This window comes from Stenotrophomonas sp. SMYL89 (assembly GCF_036319985.1).
Taxonomy (GTDB): domain Bacteria; phylum Pseudomonadota; class Gammaproteobacteria; order Xanthomonadales; family Xanthomonadaceae; genus Stenotrophomonas; species Stenotrophomonas maltophilia_Q.
Window position 1 is genome coordinate 307,120 of the sequence record NZ_JAWIRW010000002.1, and the last position, 19,663, is coordinate 326,782.

At 66.4% G+C, this 19,663-nt stretch carries 15 protein-coding genes, 1 pseudogene and 1 riboswitch; of the genes and pseudogenes, 7 read left to right on the top strand and 9 right to left on the bottom strand.

What is annotated here, in order from left to right; translation table 11 throughout:
• The first annotated feature begins 7 nt into the window (after nt 1-7).
• Nucleotides 8-817 carry a M15 family metallopeptidase gene (locus tag V3B41_RS04125; RefSeq protein ID WP_197632914.1) on the top strand — a complete coding sequence of 270 codons (810 nt, stop codon included), beginning with the start codon at nt 8-10 and terminating at the stop codon, nt 815-817.
• Nucleotides 818-1,257: 440 nt separating this feature from the next.
• The gene (locus tag V3B41_RS04130) at nt 1,258-3,222 is read left to right on the top strand and encodes a M2 family metallopeptidase (RefSeq protein WP_197632912.1); all 1,965 of its coding nucleotides are present in this window, start codon (nt 1,258-1,260) and stop codon (nt 3,220-3,222) included.
• Between the two features lie 124 nt (nt 3,223-3,346).
• On the opposite strand, the gene V3B41_RS04135 is transcribed toward V3B41_RS04130, so the two are convergent.
• From V3B41_RS04135 to V3B41_RS04145, 3 genes are all read right to left on the bottom strand, one after another.
• Nucleotides 3,347-3,739 carry a hypothetical protein gene (locus V3B41_RS04135; RefSeq protein ID WP_008265644.1) on the bottom strand — a complete coding sequence of 131 codons (393 nt, stop codon included), beginning with the start codon at nt 3,737-3,739 and terminating at the stop codon, nt 3,347-3,349.
• Nucleotides 3,740-3,808: 69 nt separating this feature from the next.
• Nucleotides 3,809-4,705: a siderophore-interacting protein gene (locus tag V3B41_RS04140; protein ID WP_295550806.1), complete on the bottom strand. Its 897-nt coding sequence runs from the start codon at nt 4,703-4,705 to the stop codon at nt 3,809-3,811.
• 139 nt (nt 4,706-4,844) lie between these two features.
• Nucleotides 4,845-6,071, bottom strand: coding sequence for a multidrug effflux MFS transporter (locus V3B41_RS04145; RefSeq protein WP_049429961.1), 1,227 nt, complete (start codon nt 6,069-6,071; stop codon nt 4,845-4,847).
• A 301-nt stretch (nt 6,072-6,372) separates the two neighbouring features.
• A riboswitch (glycine riboswitch) is annotated at nt 6,373-6,475 on the top strand.
• 62 nt (nt 6,476-6,537) lie between these two features.
• Here V3B41_RS04145 and gcvP point away from each other — a divergent pair.
• A complete protein-coding gene (gene gcvP, locus V3B41_RS04150) occupies nt 6,538-9,405 on the top strand; it encodes an aminomethyl-transferring glycine dehydrogenase (protein ID WP_329860177.1) in 2,868 nt (955 codons plus the stop codon).
• 92 nt (nt 9,406-9,497) lie between these two features.
• On the opposite strand, the gene V3B41_RS04155 is transcribed toward gcvP, so the two are convergent.
• The 3 genes from V3B41_RS04155 to V3B41_RS04165 all read right to left on the bottom strand — a co-directional run bounded on the left by V3B41_RS04155 (nt 9,498) and on the right by V3B41_RS04165 (nt 12,227).
• The gene (locus V3B41_RS04155; RefSeq protein ID WP_197620200.1) at nt 9,498-9,914 is read right to left on the bottom strand and encodes a VOC family protein; all 417 of its coding nucleotides are present in this window, start codon (nt 9,912-9,914) and stop codon (nt 9,498-9,500) included.
• A 140-nt stretch (nt 9,915-10,054) separates the two neighbouring features.
• Nucleotides 10,055-11,422, bottom strand: a complete 1,368-nt coding sequence (locus V3B41_RS04160; protein WP_049429964.1) for an amino acid permease — start codon at nt 11,420-11,422, stop codon at nt 10,055-10,057.
• Nucleotides 11,423-11,504: 82 nt separating this feature from the next.
• Nucleotides 11,505-12,227, bottom strand: coding sequence for an AraC family transcriptional regulator (locus V3B41_RS04165; protein WP_049429965.1), 723 nt, complete (start codon nt 12,225-12,227; stop codon nt 11,505-11,507).
• Nucleotides 12,228-12,332: 105 nt separating this feature from the next.
• On the opposite strand from V3B41_RS04165, the pseudogene V3B41_RS04170 reads away from it, so the two are divergent.
• Nucleotides 12,333-12,542 (top strand): annotated as a pseudogene (locus V3B41_RS04170) (hypothetical protein); the annotation flags it as partial.
• Between the two features lie 162 nt (nt 12,543-12,704).
• Complete coding sequence (locus V3B41_RS04175; protein WP_197620203.1) at nt 12,705-13,340, top strand: hypothetical protein; 636 nt, start codon at nt 12,705-12,707, stop codon at nt 13,338-13,340.
• Nucleotides 13,341-13,399: 59 nt separating this feature from the next.
• On the opposite strand, the gene V3B41_RS04180 is transcribed toward V3B41_RS04175, so the two are convergent.
• On the bottom strand, nt 13,400-15,529 hold the full coding sequence (locus V3B41_RS04180; RefSeq protein ID WP_197632906.1) for a methyl-accepting chemotaxis protein: 2,130 nt from the start codon (nt 15,527-15,529) through the stop codon (nt 13,400-13,402).
• 235 nt (nt 15,530-15,764) lie between these two features.
• Between V3B41_RS04180 and V3B41_RS04185 the strand changes: the two genes are divergently transcribed.
• On the top strand, nt 15,765-16,724 hold the full coding sequence (locus V3B41_RS04185) for a L,D-transpeptidase family protein (protein WP_197620205.1): 960 nt from the start codon (nt 15,765-15,767) through the stop codon (nt 16,722-16,724).
• A 4-nt stretch (nt 16,725-16,728) separates the two neighbouring features.
• Nucleotides 16,729-17,403: a M23 family metallopeptidase gene (locus tag V3B41_RS04190; protein WP_295550818.1), complete on the top strand. Its 675-nt coding sequence runs from the start codon at nt 16,729-16,731 to the stop codon at nt 17,401-17,403.
• Here V3B41_RS04190 and V3B41_RS04195 read toward each other — a convergent pair.
• Together V3B41_RS04195 and V3B41_RS04200 are read right to left on the bottom strand one after the other, a co-directional pair.
• Nucleotides 17,339-18,001, bottom strand: a complete 663-nt coding sequence (locus tag V3B41_RS04195) for a hypothetical protein (protein WP_329860184.1) — start codon at nt 17,999-18,001, stop codon at nt 17,339-17,341. The genes V3B41_RS04190 and V3B41_RS04195 overlap by 65 nt on opposite strands.
• 127 nt (nt 18,002-18,128) lie before the next feature.
• Nucleotides 18,129-19,421, bottom strand: coding sequence for an adenylosuccinate synthase (locus V3B41_RS04200; RefSeq protein WP_049427619.1), 1,293 nt, complete (start codon nt 19,419-19,421; stop codon nt 18,129-18,131).
• Nucleotides 19,422-19,663 lie beyond the last annotated feature (242 nt).

Genomic DNA, 19,663 nt, shown 5'->3' on the forward strand with positions numbered 1-19,663 from the left:
TGGGGCGATGCAACGACGCCCGCCCCTGCTGATCAATACCGAAGCCATCGAGCTGTGGCCCGCCGATCTGCTGCGCGCACGCAGCAATGCCGATGCACGCCTGCTGGCACAGGCGCAATGGGTGCTGCGGCGCAAGCGTGATGGCCGTTACCTGGCGGCAGTGCTGGCGCGTGGCGTGCATTCGCTGGTACCGCGCCTCCCGCGCGAGCCCGGTGTCGAGGACGCTCTGGCGCTACTGGATGCACGCAATGCGCGGCCGTTCGCCACGTCACTGGAAGATCAATGGCTGCCACTGGCCGGGCTGCAGCAGCGCCTGCAGCAGCTCGGCCTGGACCCGCAGCGTTACGCCGACGACAGTGGCCTGCCGCTCGAACCCGAACCCTGCCTGCTGCACTTCGCCGGCCGTGATCGTTTCGCTCGCCCCCTTTGGCTGCGCCGCGACGCCGCACAGGGCTGGCGACGCATGCGCCTGCACGCAGCGCAGGATGGCATCGCACTGGATGCCATCTCCGGCTTCCGCAGCCACGCCTACCAACTGGGCATTTTCGAACGGAAGCGCGCGCGCGGCCTGAGCGTGGCGGAGATCCTGAAGGTCAATGCGGCGCCGGGCTTCAGTGAACATCACAGCGGCTACGCGCTGGACATCGGAACACCGGGCGATGCGCCGGCCGAGGAATCGTTCGAAGTGACCGCCGCATTCGCGTGGCTGCGGTCGCACGCGGGCGGTCATGGCTTCCAGCTGAGCTATCCGCGCGACAACCCGCACGGCATCGTCTACGAACCGTGGCACTGGTGCTGGAAGCCGGCCAAAGGCTGAGCTCCTCGCGGCGGTCGGAAGGCGAAATTCATGGAGCTGTCCGGGTGGGTGGGCTGCGCAGGGTACGCCGCAAGCACGTCCCTGCAGGCTCGGTTGACGCATCCATGCGGTTCATGCCCCCGTCAGCGGACCCAACCCGCCTTCGACAGTTTTCCGCGGCCTGTTGGGACGACCGTGGGGTCGGATACGTTTATCGAAGGAAAACCGATCCGACACCATTCTTGTTTGTCGATACCTGACAGATGTGTCGACCAAGGTCGACACCTACCCACAGCACACGGAATCTGTCGGAGGTGGGGCAGTGTTGCTGTTGCTTCGGCCTTTGCCGTTGCTTGAAGGCCTCTGCGGGTGCCGGGCGCCGCCCGGCCGACTTCCGCCACTTGCGGTGGCAGCGCCTGCCCACTAGCCTTCGGCCGTCGTTCACCACCCAAGGACCGCCCGTGAAACACCGTCATCTCCTGCTGGCCTCGGCAATCGCCGCCGCCACGCTGGCCCTGGCCGCCTGCAAGAAGGAACCCACCCCAGGCACTGATACCGCCAGCAGCAGCGCTCCGGCCGGCGAAACCGCCGACCAGTTCGTGGCCCGCATCAATGCCGAATTCAAGGCCGCCTACCCGGAGATGACCTCGGCGCAGTGGCTGTCCTCCACCTACATCAACAGCGATTCCGAACGCATCGCGGCCAAGGCCAACGAGCGCTCGCTGACCCAGCTCAACAGCTGGATCGAGCAGGCCGCCAAGTTCGATGGCAAGCCGATGAGCGAAGACAGCAAGCGCGCCATCCACCTGCTGAAGCTGATGTCCTCGATGCCGGCGCCGCGCGACCCGGCCAAGCTGGCCGAGCTGACCCAGATCGCCACCCGCATGGAAGGCAGTTACGGTGCCGGCAAGTACTGCACCGATGCCAATGATCCGAACTCCTGCCGCCAGCTTGGCGAGCTGGAGCAGGTGCTGGCACGCAGCCGCGACTACGACAAGCAGCTCGATGCGTGGCAGGGCTGGCACAGCACCACCAAGAGCATGCGCGGCGACTACCAGAAATTCGTCGGCCTGGTGAACGAAGGCGCCAAGGGTATGGGCTTCACCGATGCCGGCCAGATGTGGCGCAGCGGCTACGACATGCCGCCGGAGCAGATCGGCCCGGAAACCGACCGCCTGTGGGAGCAGGTCAAGCCGATGTACGAGCAGCTGCACTGCTACGCACGCGGCAAGCTGGACAAGACCTACGGCAAGGACAAGGCCGAAGTGGGCAACGGCCTGATCGCCGCGCACCTGCTGGGCAACATGTGGCAGCAGGACTGGTCGAACCTGTGGGACCAGCTGGAACCGTACCCGGGCGCCGGTAGCCTGGACATCACCGCGGCGCTGGAAAAGCAGTACCAGACCAACCTGAGCGCGGCGCTGGCCAAGGCCGGCAAGGACGCCAACGTCACCGCGCAGTACAAGGCGCAGCGCGAGGCCGAACTGCGTACCGCCAAGCAGATGACCGAGCGCGCGCAGGACTTCTACGTGTCGCTGGGCATGCCGTCGCTGCCGCAGTCATACTGGGAAAAAACCCAGTTCATCAAGCCCGATGACCGCGACGTGGTCTGCCACGCCAGCGCCTGGGACATGAACATGGAAGGCGATGTGCGCACCAAGATGTGCATCAAGCCGAACGAAGAGAACTTCACCACCATCTACCACGAGCTGGGCCACATCTATTACGACCTGGCCTACAACCCGCTGCCGCCGCTGTTCCAGGGCGGTGCCAATGATGGCTTCCATGAAGCGATCGGCGACACCATCGTGCTGGCGATGACGCCCAAGTACCTCAGCTCGATCGGCCTGGTCGACGCGCCGACCGAGAGCCGCGAGGCGGTCATCAACAACCAGATGCGCATGGCGCTGTCCGGTGTGTCGTTCCTGCCGTTCGGCCTGATGATCGACCGTTGGCGCTGGGGCGTGTTCGACGGTTCCATCACTGCCGACAACTACAACAAGGCGTGGTGGGACCTGAAGGCCAAGTACCAGGGCGTGGCCCCGGCCAGCACCCGTGGCGAGGAGTACTTCGACCCGGGCGCGAAGTACCACGTGCCCGGCAACACCCCCTACACCCGCTACTTCCTGGCGCGCATCCTGCAGTTCCAGTTCTACAAGGGCCTGTGCGACGCGTCGGGCTACAAGGGCCCGCTGCATGAGTGCACCTTCTACGGCAACAAGGAAGCCGGCCAGAAGTACTGGGCAATGCTGAGCAAGGGTGCCAGCCAGCCGTGGCAGGCCACGCTGAAGGAGCTGACCGGTACCGACAAGCTCGATGCCGGCCCGATGATCGAGTACTTCACCCCGGTCAACGAGTGGCTGAAGCAGCAGAACGAAGGCCAGATGTGCGGCTGGCAGGCCAACGCGGCCCCGGCGGCGAAATGAGGAAAAGGGCGGGTCCGCAAGGATCCGCCCCTTTCCATGTTGTAGAGCCGAGCCATGCTCGGCTGTTTTTCAAGCGTGCTGCATGGCAAGCCGAGCATGGCTCGGCTCTACAGCATGCGTGCGATCAGCTGTTCTTCTTCGCCGCCATCGCCGCGGCCAGCTCGGCCTTGAACTCCTCGAAGGTCTGGCCCTTCTCCTTGGCTTCGGCCTGTGCGGCATCGCGCAGTGCGTCGGAGTACATCAGACGTACTGGCGTGCCATTGCGTTCGTGCAGCTCACCGGCCTGCATGATCAGCGCCAGCACCTGCGCAGCGCTCTCGCTATGGCCGGCAATGCGGCCATCCATGCCCAGCACCCATTCGCCGTCGCGGCGCACGACACCGGCCAGCAGGGTGCGCTGTGCATCGCGCAGTTCCGCATGCGGCTCCACCGGCGAGGCTTGGGCAGCGGCCTTGTTGGCGGCCTGCTTTTCCTGGCGACGGCGCTGGTCGCGGCGGGTCTTGGAGCTGGTGGACATGGTGCGGTACCGCTGCGAAAGGGGGGCGCAAGGATAGCGCACCCCGCCCACCACGCCGCTTCACACCCCTCAGTCCAGCACTTTGCCGTGCCGCCAGTAGCCCATGAAGGTGATCGCGCGGCGGTCCAGCCCGCAGTCGCGGACCAGGTGGCGACGGATCGCCATCACCGCCCCCGCCTCGCCTGCCACCCAGGCATACAGCGGCCCGGCCACGCTGGCATCGGCCTGCTCCCAGAGGATCTGCGCGTCGACATCGATCTCCTCCAGTTCGTCACCAGCAGACACCGCCGAGGCCGCTGCCAGCCGCGCCTGGACCGCCTGCAGCAGCGGCTGGCCGTGGGCCGCCTGACCACGCGGCAACCAGACCAGCTCGGCCGTGGACGGCGCCTTCAGCGGCACCGCGTCGCCGGCCTGCGCCACTTCCAGCAGCGCCAGCGTGCGTGGCGGATCGGCCAGCGCGGCCAGTTCCTCGAGGATGCCAGCCACTGCCGGCAGCGCGGTTTCATCCGCCACCAGCAGCACCTGGCCGACACCCGCCGGCGGTTTCCATTCCCAGCCTTCGCTGCTGTCGGCACAGTCGGCATCGGGGGCCAGCAGCACTACGCGGTCGCCCGGCCGCGCGTGGATGGCCCAGCGCGAGGCCGGCCCCGTCTCGCCATGCAGTACGAAATCAACGTCGACCTCGCCCTGCTCGGCACGCAGCTGACGGATGGTGTAGGTGCGCATGGGCGGGCGCTGATCGTCCGGCAGCGCCCGGTAGCGCGGATACCAGTCCTCGCCGCTGGGCACCTGCGGCACGTCCTGGCCGGGCAAGGGGAAGAACACCTTGATGCGCTGGTCCGGGCCTTCGGTCTTCATCCGCGCCACGTCGGCACCGGTGAACACCATGCGGTCCAGGGAAGGGGAAAGAACGCGGCGCTCTTTCAGCGCCACCTCGAACAGGCGGTAGGTCTGCTGCGCAGCCATGGGAACCTCATGCAACGACATCGGATCGGCTGGCTGTCGTGCATCCACGCACCGGCTGGCTGGAGTCCCCAGCCTAGTCCGGTCATTCCTCGCCGCAAGCCTTTCGGGCATCGCGGCCCGCCCTACCCCTGCGCGCTGCTCAATGGTCCGTGCAGGCTGCCTGCGCCGCGCGTTCACGCTGGTGTTCCCAGTACCAGAACACGAAGCCGGCAGCGAAGAACGCGGCCTGCCCCAGCGCCAGGTGCAGCGGGCTGGCACTGAGCAGCGGCGACACCACGCCCGCCACCACCGTGCTGATCATCAGCTGCACGAAGGCCTGCAGCGACGACGCCAGGCCACGCTGGTGCGGGTACATGTCCAGCACCGCCAGGGCCAGGATCGGGAAGATCAGCGACATGCCCATGCCGCCCAGGAAGATCGGCAGCACCGCCCACGGCAGCACGAACTGCGGCGACAGCGCCACGTAGCCGACATTCAACAGCGCCGACAGCGCGCACAGGCTGAAACCGATGGCGACCTGGCGTGTGGGCGTGGTGTGCCCGGCCATGCGCCCGGACAGGAACGAGCCGGTGGTCATGCCGCCGATGGTGGGGATGAACAACCACGCGAAACCGCCCTCGCCCAGGTGCAGGTGCTGCATCACGAACACCGGCGCCGAGGAGATGTACAGGAAGATGCCGCCGAAACCGATGCTGCCGGCCAGCGCCAGGCGCAGGAAGCGCGGGTTGAAGCCGATGCGCACGTAGTCACGCAGCAGCACGCGCGGCGACAGCGGCACCCGCGCCTCGACCGGATGGGTTTCCGGCAGGAAGCGCGCGGTGGCCGCAAGCAGGACCAGTGCGAACACCACCAGGAACCAGAAGATCAGCGGCCAACCTGCGCCACTGAGCAGGATCCAGCCACCGATGATCGGTGCGATGGCCGGGGCGATGCCGAACAGCATCGACACCTGGCTCATCAGCCGCTGGGCATCGTGGCCGTGGTACAGGTCGCGGATCACCGCGCGGCCGACGATCATGCCGACACCTGCCGACAGGCCCTGCAGCGCGCGGAACGCCAGCAGCGTGCTCAGGTCGGTGGACAGCGCACAGCCGACCGAGGCGCCGACGAACACCACCAGGCCGCCCAGGATCACCCGCTTGCGGCCCCAGGCATCGGACAGCGGGCCGTGCGCCAGGCTCATCAGGCCGTAGAACAGCAGGTACACGCTGATGGTCTGCTGCACCGCCACCTCGTCCACCGCCAGGCGCTGGGCCAGCTGCGGGAACGCCGGGAAGATGGTGTCGATCGAGAACGGGCCGAACATGGCCAGGCCGGCAAGCAGCAGGGCCATGCGGCGGGTGGAGGGGGCAACAGCGGCGGTCATGGAGGAAACGTCCGGCAGGGCCATGCGGGGCAAGCACGGCGGGCGCCGGTCCCGCAGCAACGGGGACGGCGCCAGATGAATTCGGGTATCCGCCCATCATAGGTGGGGATTGCGCTTGATGCCATGCAGCACTGCACAAAACGCACGGCCGGGCCATCGGCCATTCAGGCGCGGCGGTCAGGGGACGGAGGCGGCCGCCGCGCCCGCAACGGGCTATAATCAGCGGGCAACACGGTGGGAGAAGCGGAACACCGCTGCCGAAGGCGCAACGCCCGTAATCGCTCAGGCCCGATACCACCCGTAACACAACTCTGGAGAGACCGGTTCGATCCGGCGCCGAAGGGGCACGAAGCTGCGGTTTTCCGCGCTTTTAAACTCTCAGGCAAAAGGACAGAGGGGCGCCCCGCAGACCGCCGACCGGCGGCTTGTGCCCGTGCGTGTGCCCTTTCCTGACGGATCCTTCGCCATGTCCCAGAACACCCCTTCCCTGCGTGAGCTCGAGCACCACAACGCGTTCGTCGAGCGCCACATCGGCCCCAATGACGCCGAGATCGCGCAGATGCTCGACGTCGTCGGCCACGCGTCGCTGGATGCGATGACCGATGCCATCGTGCCGGCCAAGATCAAGTCGCCGGCGCCGCTGGCGCTGCCGGAGTCGATGACCGAAGTGCAGGCACTGGCGAAGATCCGTGCGATCGCCGACAAGAACACCGTGCTGCGCAGCTTCATCGGCCAAGGCTACTACGGCACCCACACGCCGAACGTGATCCTGCGCAACATCCTGGAAAACCCGGCGTGGTACACCGCCTACACCCCGTACCAGGCGGAAATCTCGCAGGGCCGCATGGAAGCGCTGATCAACTTCCAGACCCTGTGCGCCGACCTGACCGGCATGGAAATCGCCAACGCCTCGCTGCTGGACGAAGCCACCGCCGCTGCTGAAGCGATGACCCTGGCCAAGCGCTCGGCCAAGTCCAAGTCGGACACCTTCTTCGTGCACGACGCCGTGCACCCGCAGACGCTGGAACTGCTGCGTACCCGCGCCGAGCCCATGGGCATCGTGCTGCGCGTCGGCACCCCGGCTGAAGCACTGGACGCGGAAGCCTTCGGCCTGCTGCTGCAGTACCCGGACACCTTCGGCCAAGTGGGCAACTACAAGGCGCTGGTCGATGCCGTGCACGCACGCGGCGGCCTGGTGGCCGTGGCCACCGACCTGCTGGCCCTGACCCTGCTGGCTGCCCCGGGCGAATGGGGCGCGGACATCGTGGTCGGCAACAGCCAGCGTTTCGGCGTGCCGTTCGGCTTCGGTGGCCCGCACGCCGCCTTCATGGCCTGCCGTGACGCCTACAAGCGCTCGATGCCAGGCCGCCTGATCGGTGTTTCGGTCGATGCCCAGGGCAACCCGGCCTACCGCCTGACCCTGCAGACCCGCGAGCAGCACATCCGCCGCGAGAAGGCGACTTCCAACATCTGTACCGCGCAGGTGCTGCTGGCGGTGATGGCCTCGATGTACGCCGTTTACCACGGACCGGAGGGCCTGACCCGCATCGCCCGCCGCACCCACCGTCTGGCCTCCATCCTGGCCGCAGCGCTGCGCAATGCCGGCGTGCAGGTCGGTGGCGACTTCTTCGACACCCTGCACATCACCGGCGTGCACGCTGATGAGATCCACGCCAAGGCGCGCGCCGCCGGCTACAACCTGCGTGCGATCGACAGCGACTCGGTGGGCATCAGCCTGGACGAGACCACCACCCGCGCCGACATCGTGGCCTTGGCCGCCGTGTTCGGTGCCGGGCTGGATGTGGAAGCGCTGGACGCCAGCACCGCCGACGCGCTGCCGGCCGGCCTGCTGCGCCAGTCCGCGTTCCTGACCCACCCGGTGTTCAACACCCACCACAGCGAGCACGAGCTGCTGCGCTACCTGCGTTCGCTGGCCGACAAGGACCTGGCGATGGATCGCACGATGATCCCGCTGGGTTCGTGCACCATGAAGCTCAACGCCACCGCCGAGATGATTCCGGTGACCTGGCCGGAGTTCTCGCAGATCCACCCGCTGGTGCCGGCCGACCAGGCGCTGGGCTACAAGGAACTGATCGACACGCTGGAAGCGATGCTGGTCGAATGCACCGGCTACGACGCAGTCAGCCTGCAACCGAATTCCGGCGCGCAGGGTGAGTACGCCGGCCTGCTGGCGATCCGCGCCTACCACCGCTCGCGCGGCGAGGGCCACCGCGACATATGCCTGATCCCGGATTCGGCACATGGCACCAACCCGGCTTCGGCGCAGATGTGCGGCATGAAGGTCGTGGTGACCAAGACCGACGCCAACGGCAACGTTGACGTCGAGGACATCCGCCTCAACGCCGAGAAGTACAGCGACCGCCTGGCCGCGATCATGATGACCTACCCGTCCACGCACGGCGTGTTCGAGGAAGAAGTTGTCGAGATCTGCGAGATCATCCACAAGCACGGCGGCCAGGTGTACACCGACGGCGCCAACATGAACGCCCTGGTCGGCGTCGCCAAGCCGGGCAAGTGGGGTTCGGACGTTTCACACCTGAACCTGCACAAGACCTTCTGCATCCCGCACGGCGGTGGTGGCCCGGGCGTCGGCCCGTGCGCGGTCAAGGAGCACCTGGCCCCGTTCCTGCCGGGCAAGCTGGGTGACAACGGTCCGGTCGGCATGGTCAGCGCCGCCAGCTTCGGCAGTGCATCGATCCTGCCGATCAGCTGGATGTACATCGCGATGATGGGCCGTGAAGGCCTGCGCAAGGCCACACAGGTCGCGCAGCTCAACGCCAACTACATCGCCAAGCGCCTGGCCCCGCACTTCAAGACCCTGTACACCGGCCGCAACGGCCTGGTGGCGCATGAGTGCATCCTGGACGTTCGTCCGCTGGAGAAGACCAGCGGCATCGGCGCCGAGGACGTGGCCAAGCGCCTGATCGACTTCGGCTTCCATGCCCCGACCCTGAGCTTCCCGGTGGCTGGCACGCTGATGGTCGAACCGACCGAGAGCGAGTCGCTGCACGAGCTGGACCGCTTCATCAACGCGATGATCCAGATCCGCGAGGAAATCACCGCGATCGAAGACGGCCGCCTGGACCGCGAGGACAACCCGCTGAAGAACGCGCCGCACACCGCGACCGCGGTGACCGCCAGCGAGTGGACCCATGCCTACCCGCGCGAACTGGCCGCCTTCCCGCTGGCCAGCCTGAAGCAGAGCAAGTACTGGCCGCCGGTGGCCCGCGTCGACAACGTGTACGGCGACAAGAACGTGATGTGCGCCTGCATCCCGGTCGATGCCTACAAGGACGATGAAGTCGAGGCGTAAGCCTTCGACCCATAGGAAATGAGAACGGCCCGCGCAAGCGGGCCGTTTTCATGAGGGCGTGTGGACCAAGGCCCACACCCACAACAAGTCGATCACGGGTCCGGCATCTGCCCCAGGCTCAACTGCCACGACACCCCGAAGCGGTCCTGCACCCAACCGTAGCGGTTGCTGAAATCGTAATCGCCCACCGGCATCAGCCAGTGGCCGCCCTCGCCCAGCACGCGCGCGGCGCGCTCGAACTGCTCGGCACCGGAGCACTCCACGAACAGCGAGATCGATGGCGAGAAGGTGAAATCGTGCACGTCCAGGCTATCGAAGCACAGGTAGTGGGTGCCACCGAGCAGGAAGATGGCCTGGCGGACCTGCCCGGGCACGCCGACGCCGGCGCCGGCGCCATCAGGATGGCGTTGCAGGGCCAGCAGGCGGAAATCGGCAAAGGCTTCGGCGTACAGGGCCAGCGCGGCCTCGGCCTGGCCGGTGAACATCAGGAAGGGACGGCTGCGCAGCATGCGGTACTCCCGGTCGACGGGCCGGTGACGGCCCACGCAAGCAGGATTACACGCCGAATGTATGCCCTCTGTAGAGCCGAGCCCATGCTCGGCTGACATCTGCCCGAACGGCAGCCGACCGTAGGGTCGGCTCTACGGGATCACGCCTCGCGCATGCGCCGGGCGATGGCGCTGCCGGCGGCGATGGTGGCGGTCAGCGCCACCATCGACAGGAACTGCAGGCGGGTGTGCGACTCGCTCAGCAGCAGGCCGAAGATCAGCGCCAGGATCGCCAGCGCGCACACCGTCAGCCACGGGAAACCGGCCATGCGGAACGGCAGGCGGGTGCCCAGGCGGTCGGCACGGCGGCGCAGCACCAGCTGCGAGACCAGCGACAGCGTCCACACCAGCAGGCAGGTGGAACCGACGATGTTGAGCAGCACCGGCAGCACCCGGTCCGGGAACAGCAGTTCCATCACGGTGGCGGCGAAACCGAACAGCACGCTGGCCAGCACGGCAATCACCGGCACCTGGCGCGGGTCGGTCCAGCCCAGCACGGCAGGGGCTTCACGACGCTGCGCCAGCGAATACATCATGCGCGAGGCGCCGTAGAGGTTGGCATTGAGCGCCGACAGCAGCGCGATCACCGCGATCAGGGTGATGGCGGTACCAGCGCCCGGAATGCGCGCGATATCCAGCACGGCGGCGAACGGCGACTTCAGCGCCTCGCTGGTCCACGGCACCACAGCGATGATCACGCTCAGCGAGCCGATGTAGAACACCAGGATGCGCCAGGCCACCGTGCGGATCGCACGGGCAATGCTGCGTTCCGGGTCTTCGGTCTCGGCAGCAGCGACGGCCACGATCTCGGTGCCGCCAAAGGCGAACACCACCACCAGCAGCGCGGCACCGATGCCGGCCAGGCCCTTCGGTGCGAAGCCACCGTGTTCGGTGAAGTTGCTCAGGCCCGGCGAGGTCACCTGCGGCAGCCAGCCCATCAGCAGCGCCACGCCGATGGCGATGAAGGCCAGGATCGCCGCGACCTTGAGGATGGCGAACCAGAATTCGAACTCGCCGAAGTTCTTCACCCCGAGCAGGTTGATCGCGGTGAAGAACAGCATGAAGGCCAGCGCCGCCATCGGTACAGGTACCGCTGGCCAGACGGTGGCCAGCAGACCGGCCGCCCCCACCGCCTCGGCAGCGATCACGATCACCAGCTGCACCCACCACAGCCAGCCCACGGTGGCACCGGCGGTGGCGCCCATGGCATCGGCGGCATAGACCGAGAACGCGCCACTGGTTGGTTTGGCCGCCGCCATTTCGCCCAGTGCGTTCATCACGATGATCACCAGCGCGCCGGCCACCAGGTAGGACACCAGCACCGCCGGACCGGCCGCCTGCACGCCCACGCCCGAGCCGAGGAACAGCCCGGCGCCGATGGCGCTGCCCAGGCCCATCATGATCAGCTGGCGGGGCTTGAGCGAATGTCCGAGGCGGGACGGCGAAGCGGTCGGAATCGAGTTGGGCATCGGCGGGGCTGGCGGCGGGCTACAGGGGCGACACCTTACCCTGTCCCATGCCCGCGGGGATAGGCACAGCGCAGCAGGCCACTCAGGCCAGTGCGGGCTCGCCGACGTTGCCGCCGATACGGGCGCGGTAGGCGCGCGGCGAGAAACCGGTTTCAGCCTTGAACTTGCGGGTGAAGGCGCTCTGGTCGCTGAAACCGCAGGCCTGGCCGATGCTGGCGATGCTCTCGTCACCGTGCAGCAGGTGCATGGCCATCTGGATCCGCAGCCGGGTCAGCACCTGCTGCGGGGTCATCTGGAACACCTTGCGGAAGCTGCGCTCCAGCTTGGACAGCGAAAAGCCGGTGATGTCCAGCAGGGTCTGCATGCGCACGTTCTCGGCGTAGTGCGCGTTGAGGTGGGCCAGTGCCAGTCGCAGCTGTTCGTACTGGGTACCCAGACTGTCCTTCTGGCCAAGGTCACGGGAAATGCCGATCAGCCCCTCGATGGCCCCATCGACCACCAGCGGGCGCTTGCAGGTCAGGCACCAGCCCGGTTCGCGGTTGGCGAACAGGTGCAGCTCCATCAGGTTCTCGATCACCTCGCCGGACAGCACGCGGGCGTCCTGGTCGACGTAGTCCGCGCTGAGGCCGGTCGGGTAGATTTCGGCCGCGGTGCGCCCGATCACGTCCTTGCGCGCGCGCAGGCCCAGCCGCCGCAGCATGGTCTGGTTGACGTGGGTGTAACGCCCCTGGAGATCCTTGATGAAGAACAGCACATCCGGGATGGCGTCGAACAGGGCTTCGATGTCGGCGGGCTCGACTCGCATGCGGCAAGCATAGCCGAGGCCCCTTGCCGGTGCGATCACCCTTGCGGGACTTGCGCTTAACGCTGCCAGGTCCACCGTGAGGCCAGTTCCTGCCGGAGACCGGTCATGCCCCGCGGTGACAAGTCCGCCTATACCGAAAAGCAGAAGCGCCAAGCCGAGCACATCGAGGACAGCGAGCGCGAGCGTGGTGCCAGTAAAAGCACCGCCGAACGCATCGCCTGGGCCACCGTGAACAAGCAGGATGGTGGGGGCAAGCGCAGTGGCAGTGGGCGCAAGGCGGCGAAGAAGGCGACCACCAAGAAGTCACCCGCCCGTAGTTGACACCCACGATGACCGTTCCGGCCCTTGTGCCCGAACTCGCCGATTGGCTTGCACCACCCGCCGGAAGGTCAAATCATTGGAGACGCCGATCCTGGAGCCCTCAGAAATCCTGAACCTGCACGGGATCGGACCTGCCAACCCGTACTCTTGGTCCACATGAATCCAGAAACGCTGCTTGATGCTTTCCAGAATGCACACAACGAATACTTCCATCTGCTGATGAAGCATTACCCGTCTGGCAGAAAGCAGGGCCATGACGACGAATTCGGGGCACCCCGGCTCTACGAGCTTGCAGTGGAGGTTCATGCATGCTCGATTGCATTGGGCCCAACGCCATTGAAACGATTGTGTGCGCTGGGGCTGGAGCAACTCTACCCATTCGACAATCCCGTGGATATCTACACGTGGCGAGTCGAAGTAAGACAAAAGAAGATCCCGCACACTCTATTCGCATCAATTGCCATTCGGATCGATTCCGAACTTGCCAGAATGCGTCGGCTACTCGAACTGACGCCAGATGCGCTGGTCAACGAGCTTCTGCCCGACCGGCAGTTCCTGCGTCACAGCGGCGAACCATTTTTCCCCGAATCCAAGGCTGAAGCGACGGGTACAGCACCTGCGTCAATGGACAATGCCGCCTTGGGGTCGGTGATGTACGTCGGCAGTATCCACGTGAACTCGGCACCAGAGCATCAAGCCGTGAACAAGCTGGAACGCCTGGAGAAAACCACGGCCATCGGCTCGCACTCATCCACCATCATCAATGCGATTCGGCTGTTCTTCGGCACCTAGCATTGGCATGAACAATCCAAATGCGCGCGCTGGAGCCACTCCAGCGCGCGAGCCATTCATCACGCGGCGGACTTTGACCGCATAGACCTGTCCTGCACTTCACCTTCCACCTTGAACACCGACACCGACGTGGTCAGTGCATGCGCCTGCTCCTCCAGCGCGCGGCTGGCCGCGGTCGCTTCTTCCACCAGTGCAGCGTTCTGCTGGGTCACCTGGTCCATCTGCACCACCACCTGGTTGACCTGCTCGATACCGGCCGCCTGTTCCTTGCTGGCCGCTGCGATGTCGCTCATCAGCTGGGTGGTGCGCGAGCTGGCCTGGGCCACGCGCGCAATGGCGGCTTCGGATTCAACGGTGACCGCCAGGCCACTCTTCACCTTGGCAGCGGCGTCTTCGATCAGTTCCTTGATCTCTTTGGCGGCCACGCCGGCACGCTGCGCGAGCGTGCGCACTTCGCTGGCAACCACGGCAAACCCACGGCCCTGCTCGCCCGCACGGGCGGCTTCCACCGCAGCATTCAGCGCCAGGATGTTGGTCTGGAACGCGATGCCGTCGATCACCGTGGAGATCTCCGAGATGCGTGCCGATGACTGATCGATCTCGCCCATCACCGATGCCATCTGTGCCATGGCCTGCTCGGTCTCGCGCACTGCGGCACCGGCGGCATGCGCTTCGCTGTCGGCCTGACGGGCCAGCTCGGCATTCTGGCGCACGGTGGAGGTCAGCTCCTCCATCGATGCTGCGGCCTCTTCCAGGTTGGCGGCCTGCTGCTCGGTGCGGCGCGACAGGTCGTTGTTGCCGGCGGCCAGTTCCTGCGCTGCGTTGTTGATGCTGTCGGCGGCCACCTGGATGCCCCGCACGATGCCGGTCAGCTGCGCGGTGGTTGTGTTGGCGTCGTCGCGCATGCGCGCGAACACACCGTCGTACTCGCCCTCCATGCGCGCGGTCAGGTCGCCGTGCGAGATTGCACGCAGCACGTCGGAGACGTCGGCGATGCTGGCCTGCGAACTGGCCATCATGCCGTTGAGGTGCTCGACCATCGCCTTGAACTGGTACTGGAACGCTGCGGCATCGCCACGCATGCTGAAATCACCGGCGCGTGCGGCGCGGGCCAGTTCATCGATCTGCGCGTTGATCGCCATCAGGCTCTGCTTCACCGCCGCCAGGGTGCGGGTCAGTGTGCCCTTCTCGCCCGGGTAGTCCGGCAGATCACGGCTGAGGTCACCGATGGCGTAGCGCTGCATCACCTCGGCCATCAGCAGCTCAACCTGCACGTGCGATTCGACCAGGCTGTTGGTGGCCTGCACCATGCGGCCGAAATCACCGGGGAACGCACTGGCATCCATGCGATAGCGGATCGCACCGGCCTCATGCTGTTCGGCCATCTGCAGCTGCGCGCCGATCGCCGCCTGCACGCTCTGCCGCACGCTGGCCATCGCCTCGCCCAGCTGGGTCAGTTCGTCACGGCCACCAAGGCGGAACTCCTGGTCCAGTTGGCCCTTGGACAGGCGCTCGGCCAGGTTCACCGCGCGGGCCAGCGGGCCGGTCAGGCTGCGGCCGATCATCACCGAGGCACCGATGCCCACCAGCAGCGCGACGCCGCCCAGCACCAGCAGCTGCAGCAGGCTGCGCTCGCCCAGCCTGATCGCCTCGGCGGCTGCATCGCGGCTTTCCTTCTCTTCGAAGTCCACGCCATCGGACAGCGCCTTGTTCCAGCCATTGGCGGCTTCCTGCACCGGGCCCAGGGTCAGCGCCACGGCGCCCGGGTAGTCACCCTGCTCCATCAGTTCGCTGGTCTGCTTGTTGAGCGGGCGCGCGACGGCACGCTTGGCCGCGATGGTTTCCGCGATGGCCTTGCCCTGGGCGTCGCTGGGCAGCGCCTGGTAGGCGGTCCAGCTGGCCTCGTAGCGCTTGACCAGATCGGCGATGCGCTGCTCGTCGTGTCCGCGATCTTCGCCCTGGCGGATCAGCATCTCGCGGCGCACCACCATCATCTGGTTGTTGGTATCGAGCATCTGCGACAACAGACGCACCTTGGCCACGCTGATGTCGACCACCTTCTGCATCGCGCGCTTCTGCACGACACTGGCGGTGGCGCCGGTGGCCACCACGGCGGCAACCAGCAACAACAGCAGGCCAAAGCCCAGCCCAAGACGCCAGGCAACCCTGACATTCCTCAAGTAGTTCATCGGTACATCCAAAACGGGGGGATGCGCCCCTATCGGCCGCGCCGCCGGCATTCTTGACCGGCAACATGCACGGGCGTCGGCAGCCGTTCACCTTGGTGATGCCACGCACTACGCTTCTGCGACAAGGGCCCGGGCCACGCCAGGGCTGCCCTGCTCATGCCGGCATCAGGATGCTTTCACGGGGGCTGCGCAGCCTCTGCGGGCAGGGTGGAGCTGCCATCTGCCGGAGACCTCCATGCCCGTACACCGCCCTGCCCTGCTCGCCCTGTCCTTGCTGGTGTCTCCCGCCTTCGCGCAGGTGCCGCCGCCGGCCCAGCTGCCGGAGCCCATTGCCGAGAAGGCCGGACCCGATACCGCGGCGCGCTCGCCGCTGCACGCCCAGGTGCTTCTGGATCGCGCCAATTTCTCCCCGGGCGAGATCGACGGTGAGGTCGGCAGCAATCAGCGCCGCGCGGTGTCCGGTTTCCAGGCCGCACACGGGCTGACGGTGACCGGTGAGCTGGACGATGCCACCTGGAAAGCACTGCAGGCCGATGCGACCACACCGCTTGCCAGTTACACATTGACCGCCGATGACGTGGGAGGCCCGTTCCAGCCGGTCCCGAAAGGACCGGCCGCCCAGGCCAAGCTGAAAGCACTGGGCTACAGCAGCGTCGAGGAATCACTGGGCGAGCGCTTCCATGCCTCGCCGGCATTGCTGAAGGCACTCAACCCCGGCGTCGATCTGGCCAAGGCTGGCAACCGCATCCAGGTGCCCAACATCGCACCGGGGGCGTTGCCGAAGGCGGCCAGGATCGTGGTCGACAAGTCCGATTCCACCCTGCAGTTGCTGGATGCGCAGGGCAAGGTGATCGCGCAGGTGCCGGTCTCTTCCGGCAGCCAGCACGATCCGCTGCCGATCGGCGAATGGAAGATTCTCGGCGTGTATCGCGACCCGCCATTCCATTACAACCCCAAGCTGTTCTGGGATGCGCGCAAGGGCGACAAGAAGGCCACGCTGCCGCCCGGTCCGAACAATCCCGTCGGCCGGGTCTGGATCGATCTGTCCAAACCCCACTATGGCCTGCACGGAACGCCGGTGCCTGGCCATGTCGGCAAGACCGAATCGCATGGCTGCGTGCGCATGACCAACTGGGATGCGCTGCGTGTGGCCGATGCGGTGGATACCTCCGTTCCCGTGGTGATGCAGGAGTGAGCCGATGCGTCTTTCGCAGCTGATCGTGCTGGGCGTGCTGCTGGGTGTGGGAGTGGGCTGGTGGCTGCGCCGCGATGTGGGTGAACCGGTGGACGTTGTGGCGCCCGCATCGCAACCAGCGGTGGCTGCTGCACCGGCGAAGGCGTCGGCAGTGCCGCACGTGAATGCTCCAGCATCCGCATCCTTGCCAACGTCAGCCAGCGCCAGCGATGCACCCGTGGATCTGCTGCTGCCGGTGCAGGGGGTACTGCCCTCGCAACTGCGCGACACCTTCACCGATGCACGCAGCGAGGGCCGCGTGCACGATGCAATCGACATCATGGCGGATGCCGGTACGCCGGTGCGGGCCGTGGCCGACGGCACGGTGGAGAAGCTGTTCGACAGCAAGCGCGGTGGGCTGACCATCTACCAGTTCGAGCCCAGCGGACGCTGGTGCTACTACTACGCGCACCTGCAGCGCTATGCCGATGGCCTGGCCGAAAAGCAGGTGATCAAGCGCGGCGAGGTGATCGGTTATGTGGGCAGCACCGGCAATGCCAGCGCGGAGGCCCCGCACCTGCATTTCGAAGTACACGTACTGGGGCCGGAGAAGCAGTGGTGGAAGGGGGAATCGATCAATCCGTATCCGCTGCTGAAATCGGCTGCTTCGACGCCCGGCGCTGCCAGCGCCGCAAGGTGAACGTGAACACCGCCAACGCGCCCCCAGGAATCAGCAGGAACAGTGCCGCCACCTTCCAGAAGAAGAACGGCCACAGCCAGACGTAGTCCAGGTCGGTCAGCTTCAACAGGTCCAGTGGGGGCTGCAGTTCGATCACGGCCGCCCTGCCCGCCAGCGCCGGGTCCACCTCCAGCACGGTTACCCGCAGCCATGAGCGTCCGCGTGGCAATGCATCGCCGGGGCCATAGCCGAAGTAGGACGCCGTGAGGCCGCTGGATTCAACCGATGCCAGCCTGCGGTTGATGCCCTGCCCGGCCACGCCCGAACGCTCTCCCGCGCGGAAATCTCCATGATCGGTGGGAGTATCGATGCGCAGCAGAACTTCAGGGTCAGCCTGAGTACCGTCTGCGGCATAGCGCAGTCGCAGCCGCAGTTGGTCATCGATGAAGCGGTAGACGGTGACCTCGGCCGTCGCGCCGGGGCTGAGCAGCAGCGGCAGGGTCTGGGTACGCGAGGCCATATGGTTGGCGATCGCGCCGAGCGCCAGAACCGCGCAGGCGATGCCCCACAGGCTCCACAACACCCACAGGGTGACCCGCACCACGGTCTCGCCTTTCACGCTGACATCCTGGTCATCGCTTCGCTTCCTCGCCGGCACTGGCGACACAGTAACGAAAAAGCCCCGCGTTCGCGGGGCTTCTTCTTTCTGCGACGCCAGGCATGGCCCAGCGCTACCGGTCACTCACTCAGGCGAACGGATCCTGCAGGACCATGGTGTGGTCGCGGTCCGGGCCGGTGGAGACGATGCTGATCGGGCAACCCGCCAGCTCTTCCAGCGACCGCAGGTAGGCACGTGCGGCCGGCGGCAGCTCGTCCCAGTGGGTGATGCCGTGGGTGTTCTCGCTCCAGCCCGGGAACTCCAGGTACACCGGGGTGCACTCTTCCCAGCCCTGCGCGTCCAGCGGCGCGTACTCGGTACGCTTGCCGTTGTATTCGTAGGCGATGCAGACCTTCAGCTTTTCCATGCCGTCCAGCACATCCAGCTTGGTGATGCACAGGCCGCTGATGCCGTTGATGGCCACTGCGCGCTTCAGCGCGACGATGTCCATCCAGCCGCAACGACGCGGACGGCCGGTCGAAGCACCGTACTCGGCGCCGCGGTCACGGATGCCCTGGCCGACTTCGTCGTCCAGCTCGGTCGGGAACGGGCCGCCGCCGACGCGGGTGGCGTAGGCCTTGGCGATACCCAGCACATAGTCGATCGAATCGGCGCCGACGCCGGAACCGGCCAGCGCACCACCGACGGTGGTGTTGGAGCTGGTGACGTACGGGTAGGTGCCGTGGTCGATGTCCAGCAGCGCGCCCTGCGCACCTTCGAACAGCACGCGCTTACCCTGCTTGCGCAGGTCGTGCAGGATGCCGGCCACGTCGGACTTCATCGGCTGCACGTATTCGCCGAAGGCCAGCGCTTCGTCGAAGGTCTTCTGGAAGTCGACCGCATCGGTGTTCAGGTACTTGGTCAGCACGAAGTTGTGGTAATCCAGCGCGGTGCGCAGGAGTTCTTCCAGCTGCTTCGGGTAGTGCAGGTCAGCGATGCGGATGCCGCGACGCGCCACCTTGTCTTCGTAGGCCGGGCCGATGCCACGGCCGGTGGTGCCGATCGCCTTGCCGCCGGCAGCGCGCTCGCGCGCCTGGTCCAGGGCGATGTGGTACGGCATGATCAGCGGCGCGGCCGGGGAGATCTTCAGGCGCGAACGCACTTCCACACCGGAGGCTTCCAGCTCGGCGATTTCCTTCTGCAGTGCGGCGGGCGAGATCACCACGCCGTTGCCGATCAGGCACAGCGCATCGTCACGCAGGATGCCCGACGGGATCAGGTGCAGGACGGTCTTCTTGCCGTTGATGACCAGGGTGTGGCCGGCGTTGTGGCCGCCCTGGAAGCGCACGACGGCGCCGATTTCCTCAGTGAGCAGATCGACGATCTTGCCCTTGCCTTCATCGCCCCACTGGGCACCCAACACTACGACAGACTGACCCATGACGGGCTCCTCGATTTGTTGCGGCCATCGGGGCCGCGGACGGGTAAACCGTGGCGGGGCTGGCCAGCACCTGCAAGGCGGCTCCAAACGGGGAGCGGCCGGCGATGGAAGGCCCAGACACGGAAAAAGCCGAACGGGGAGGCCCGTCCGGCTTTTGTGCATTATCCGGGTTTCCGGGGTCGGGTGCCACCTTTCCGACGGACGGCTTCACCGGCCGGTCAGGCCGGCGTCTCATGTAGAGC

Bases quoted from the DNA above. Each gene is read 5' to 3' on its own strand.
- V3B41_RS04185 (WP_197620205.1), top strand. From the start codon at position 15,765: ATGCCCGTACACCGCCCTGCCCTGCTCGCCCTGTCCTTGCTGGTGTCT.
- V3B41_RS04155 (WP_197620200.1), bottom strand. From the start codon at position 9,914: ATGCTGCGCAGCCGTCCCTTCCTGATGTTCACCGGCCAGGCCGAGGCC.
- V3B41_RS04190 (WP_295550818.1), top strand. From the start codon at position 16,729: ATGCGTCTTTCGCAGCTGATCGTGCTGGGCGTGCTGCTGGGTGTGGGA.
- V3B41_RS04175 (WP_197620203.1), top strand. From the start codon at position 12,705: ATGAATCCAGAAACGCTGCTTGATGCTTTCCAGAATGCACACAACGAA.
- gcvP (WP_329860177.1), top strand. From the start codon at position 6,538: ATGTCCCAGAACACCCCTTCCCTGCGTGAGCTCGAGCACCACAACGCG.
- V3B41_RS04160 (WP_049429964.1), bottom strand. From the start codon at position 11,422: ATGCCCAACTCGATTCCGACCGCTTCGCCGTCCCGCCTCGGACATTCG.
- V3B41_RS04140 (WP_295550806.1), bottom strand. From the start codon at position 4,705: ATGGCTGCGCAGCAGACCTACCGCCTGTTCGAGGTGGCGCTGAAAGAG.
- V3B41_RS04135 (WP_008265644.1), bottom strand. From the start codon at position 3,739: ATGTCCACCAGCTCCAAGACCCGCCGCGACCAGCGCCGTCGCCAGGAA.
- V3B41_RS04200 (WP_049427619.1), bottom strand. From the start codon at position 19,421: ATGGGTCAGTCTGTCGTAGTGTTGGGTGCCCAGTGGGGCGATGAAGGC.
- V3B41_RS04180 (WP_197632906.1), bottom strand. From the start codon at position 15,529: ATGAACTACTTGAGGAATGTCAGGGTTGCCTGGCGTCTTGGGCTGGGC.
- V3B41_RS04165 (WP_049429965.1), bottom strand. From the start codon at position 12,227: ATGCGAGTCGAGCCCGCCGACATCGAAGCCCTGTTCGACGCCATCCCG.
- V3B41_RS04125 (WP_197632914.1), top strand. From the start codon at position 8: ATGCAACGACGCCCGCCCCTGCTGATCAATACCGAAGCCATCGAGCTG.
- V3B41_RS04145 (WP_049429961.1), bottom strand. From the start codon at position 6,071: ATGACCGCCGCTGTTGCCCCCTCCACCCGCCGCATGGCCCTGCTGCTT.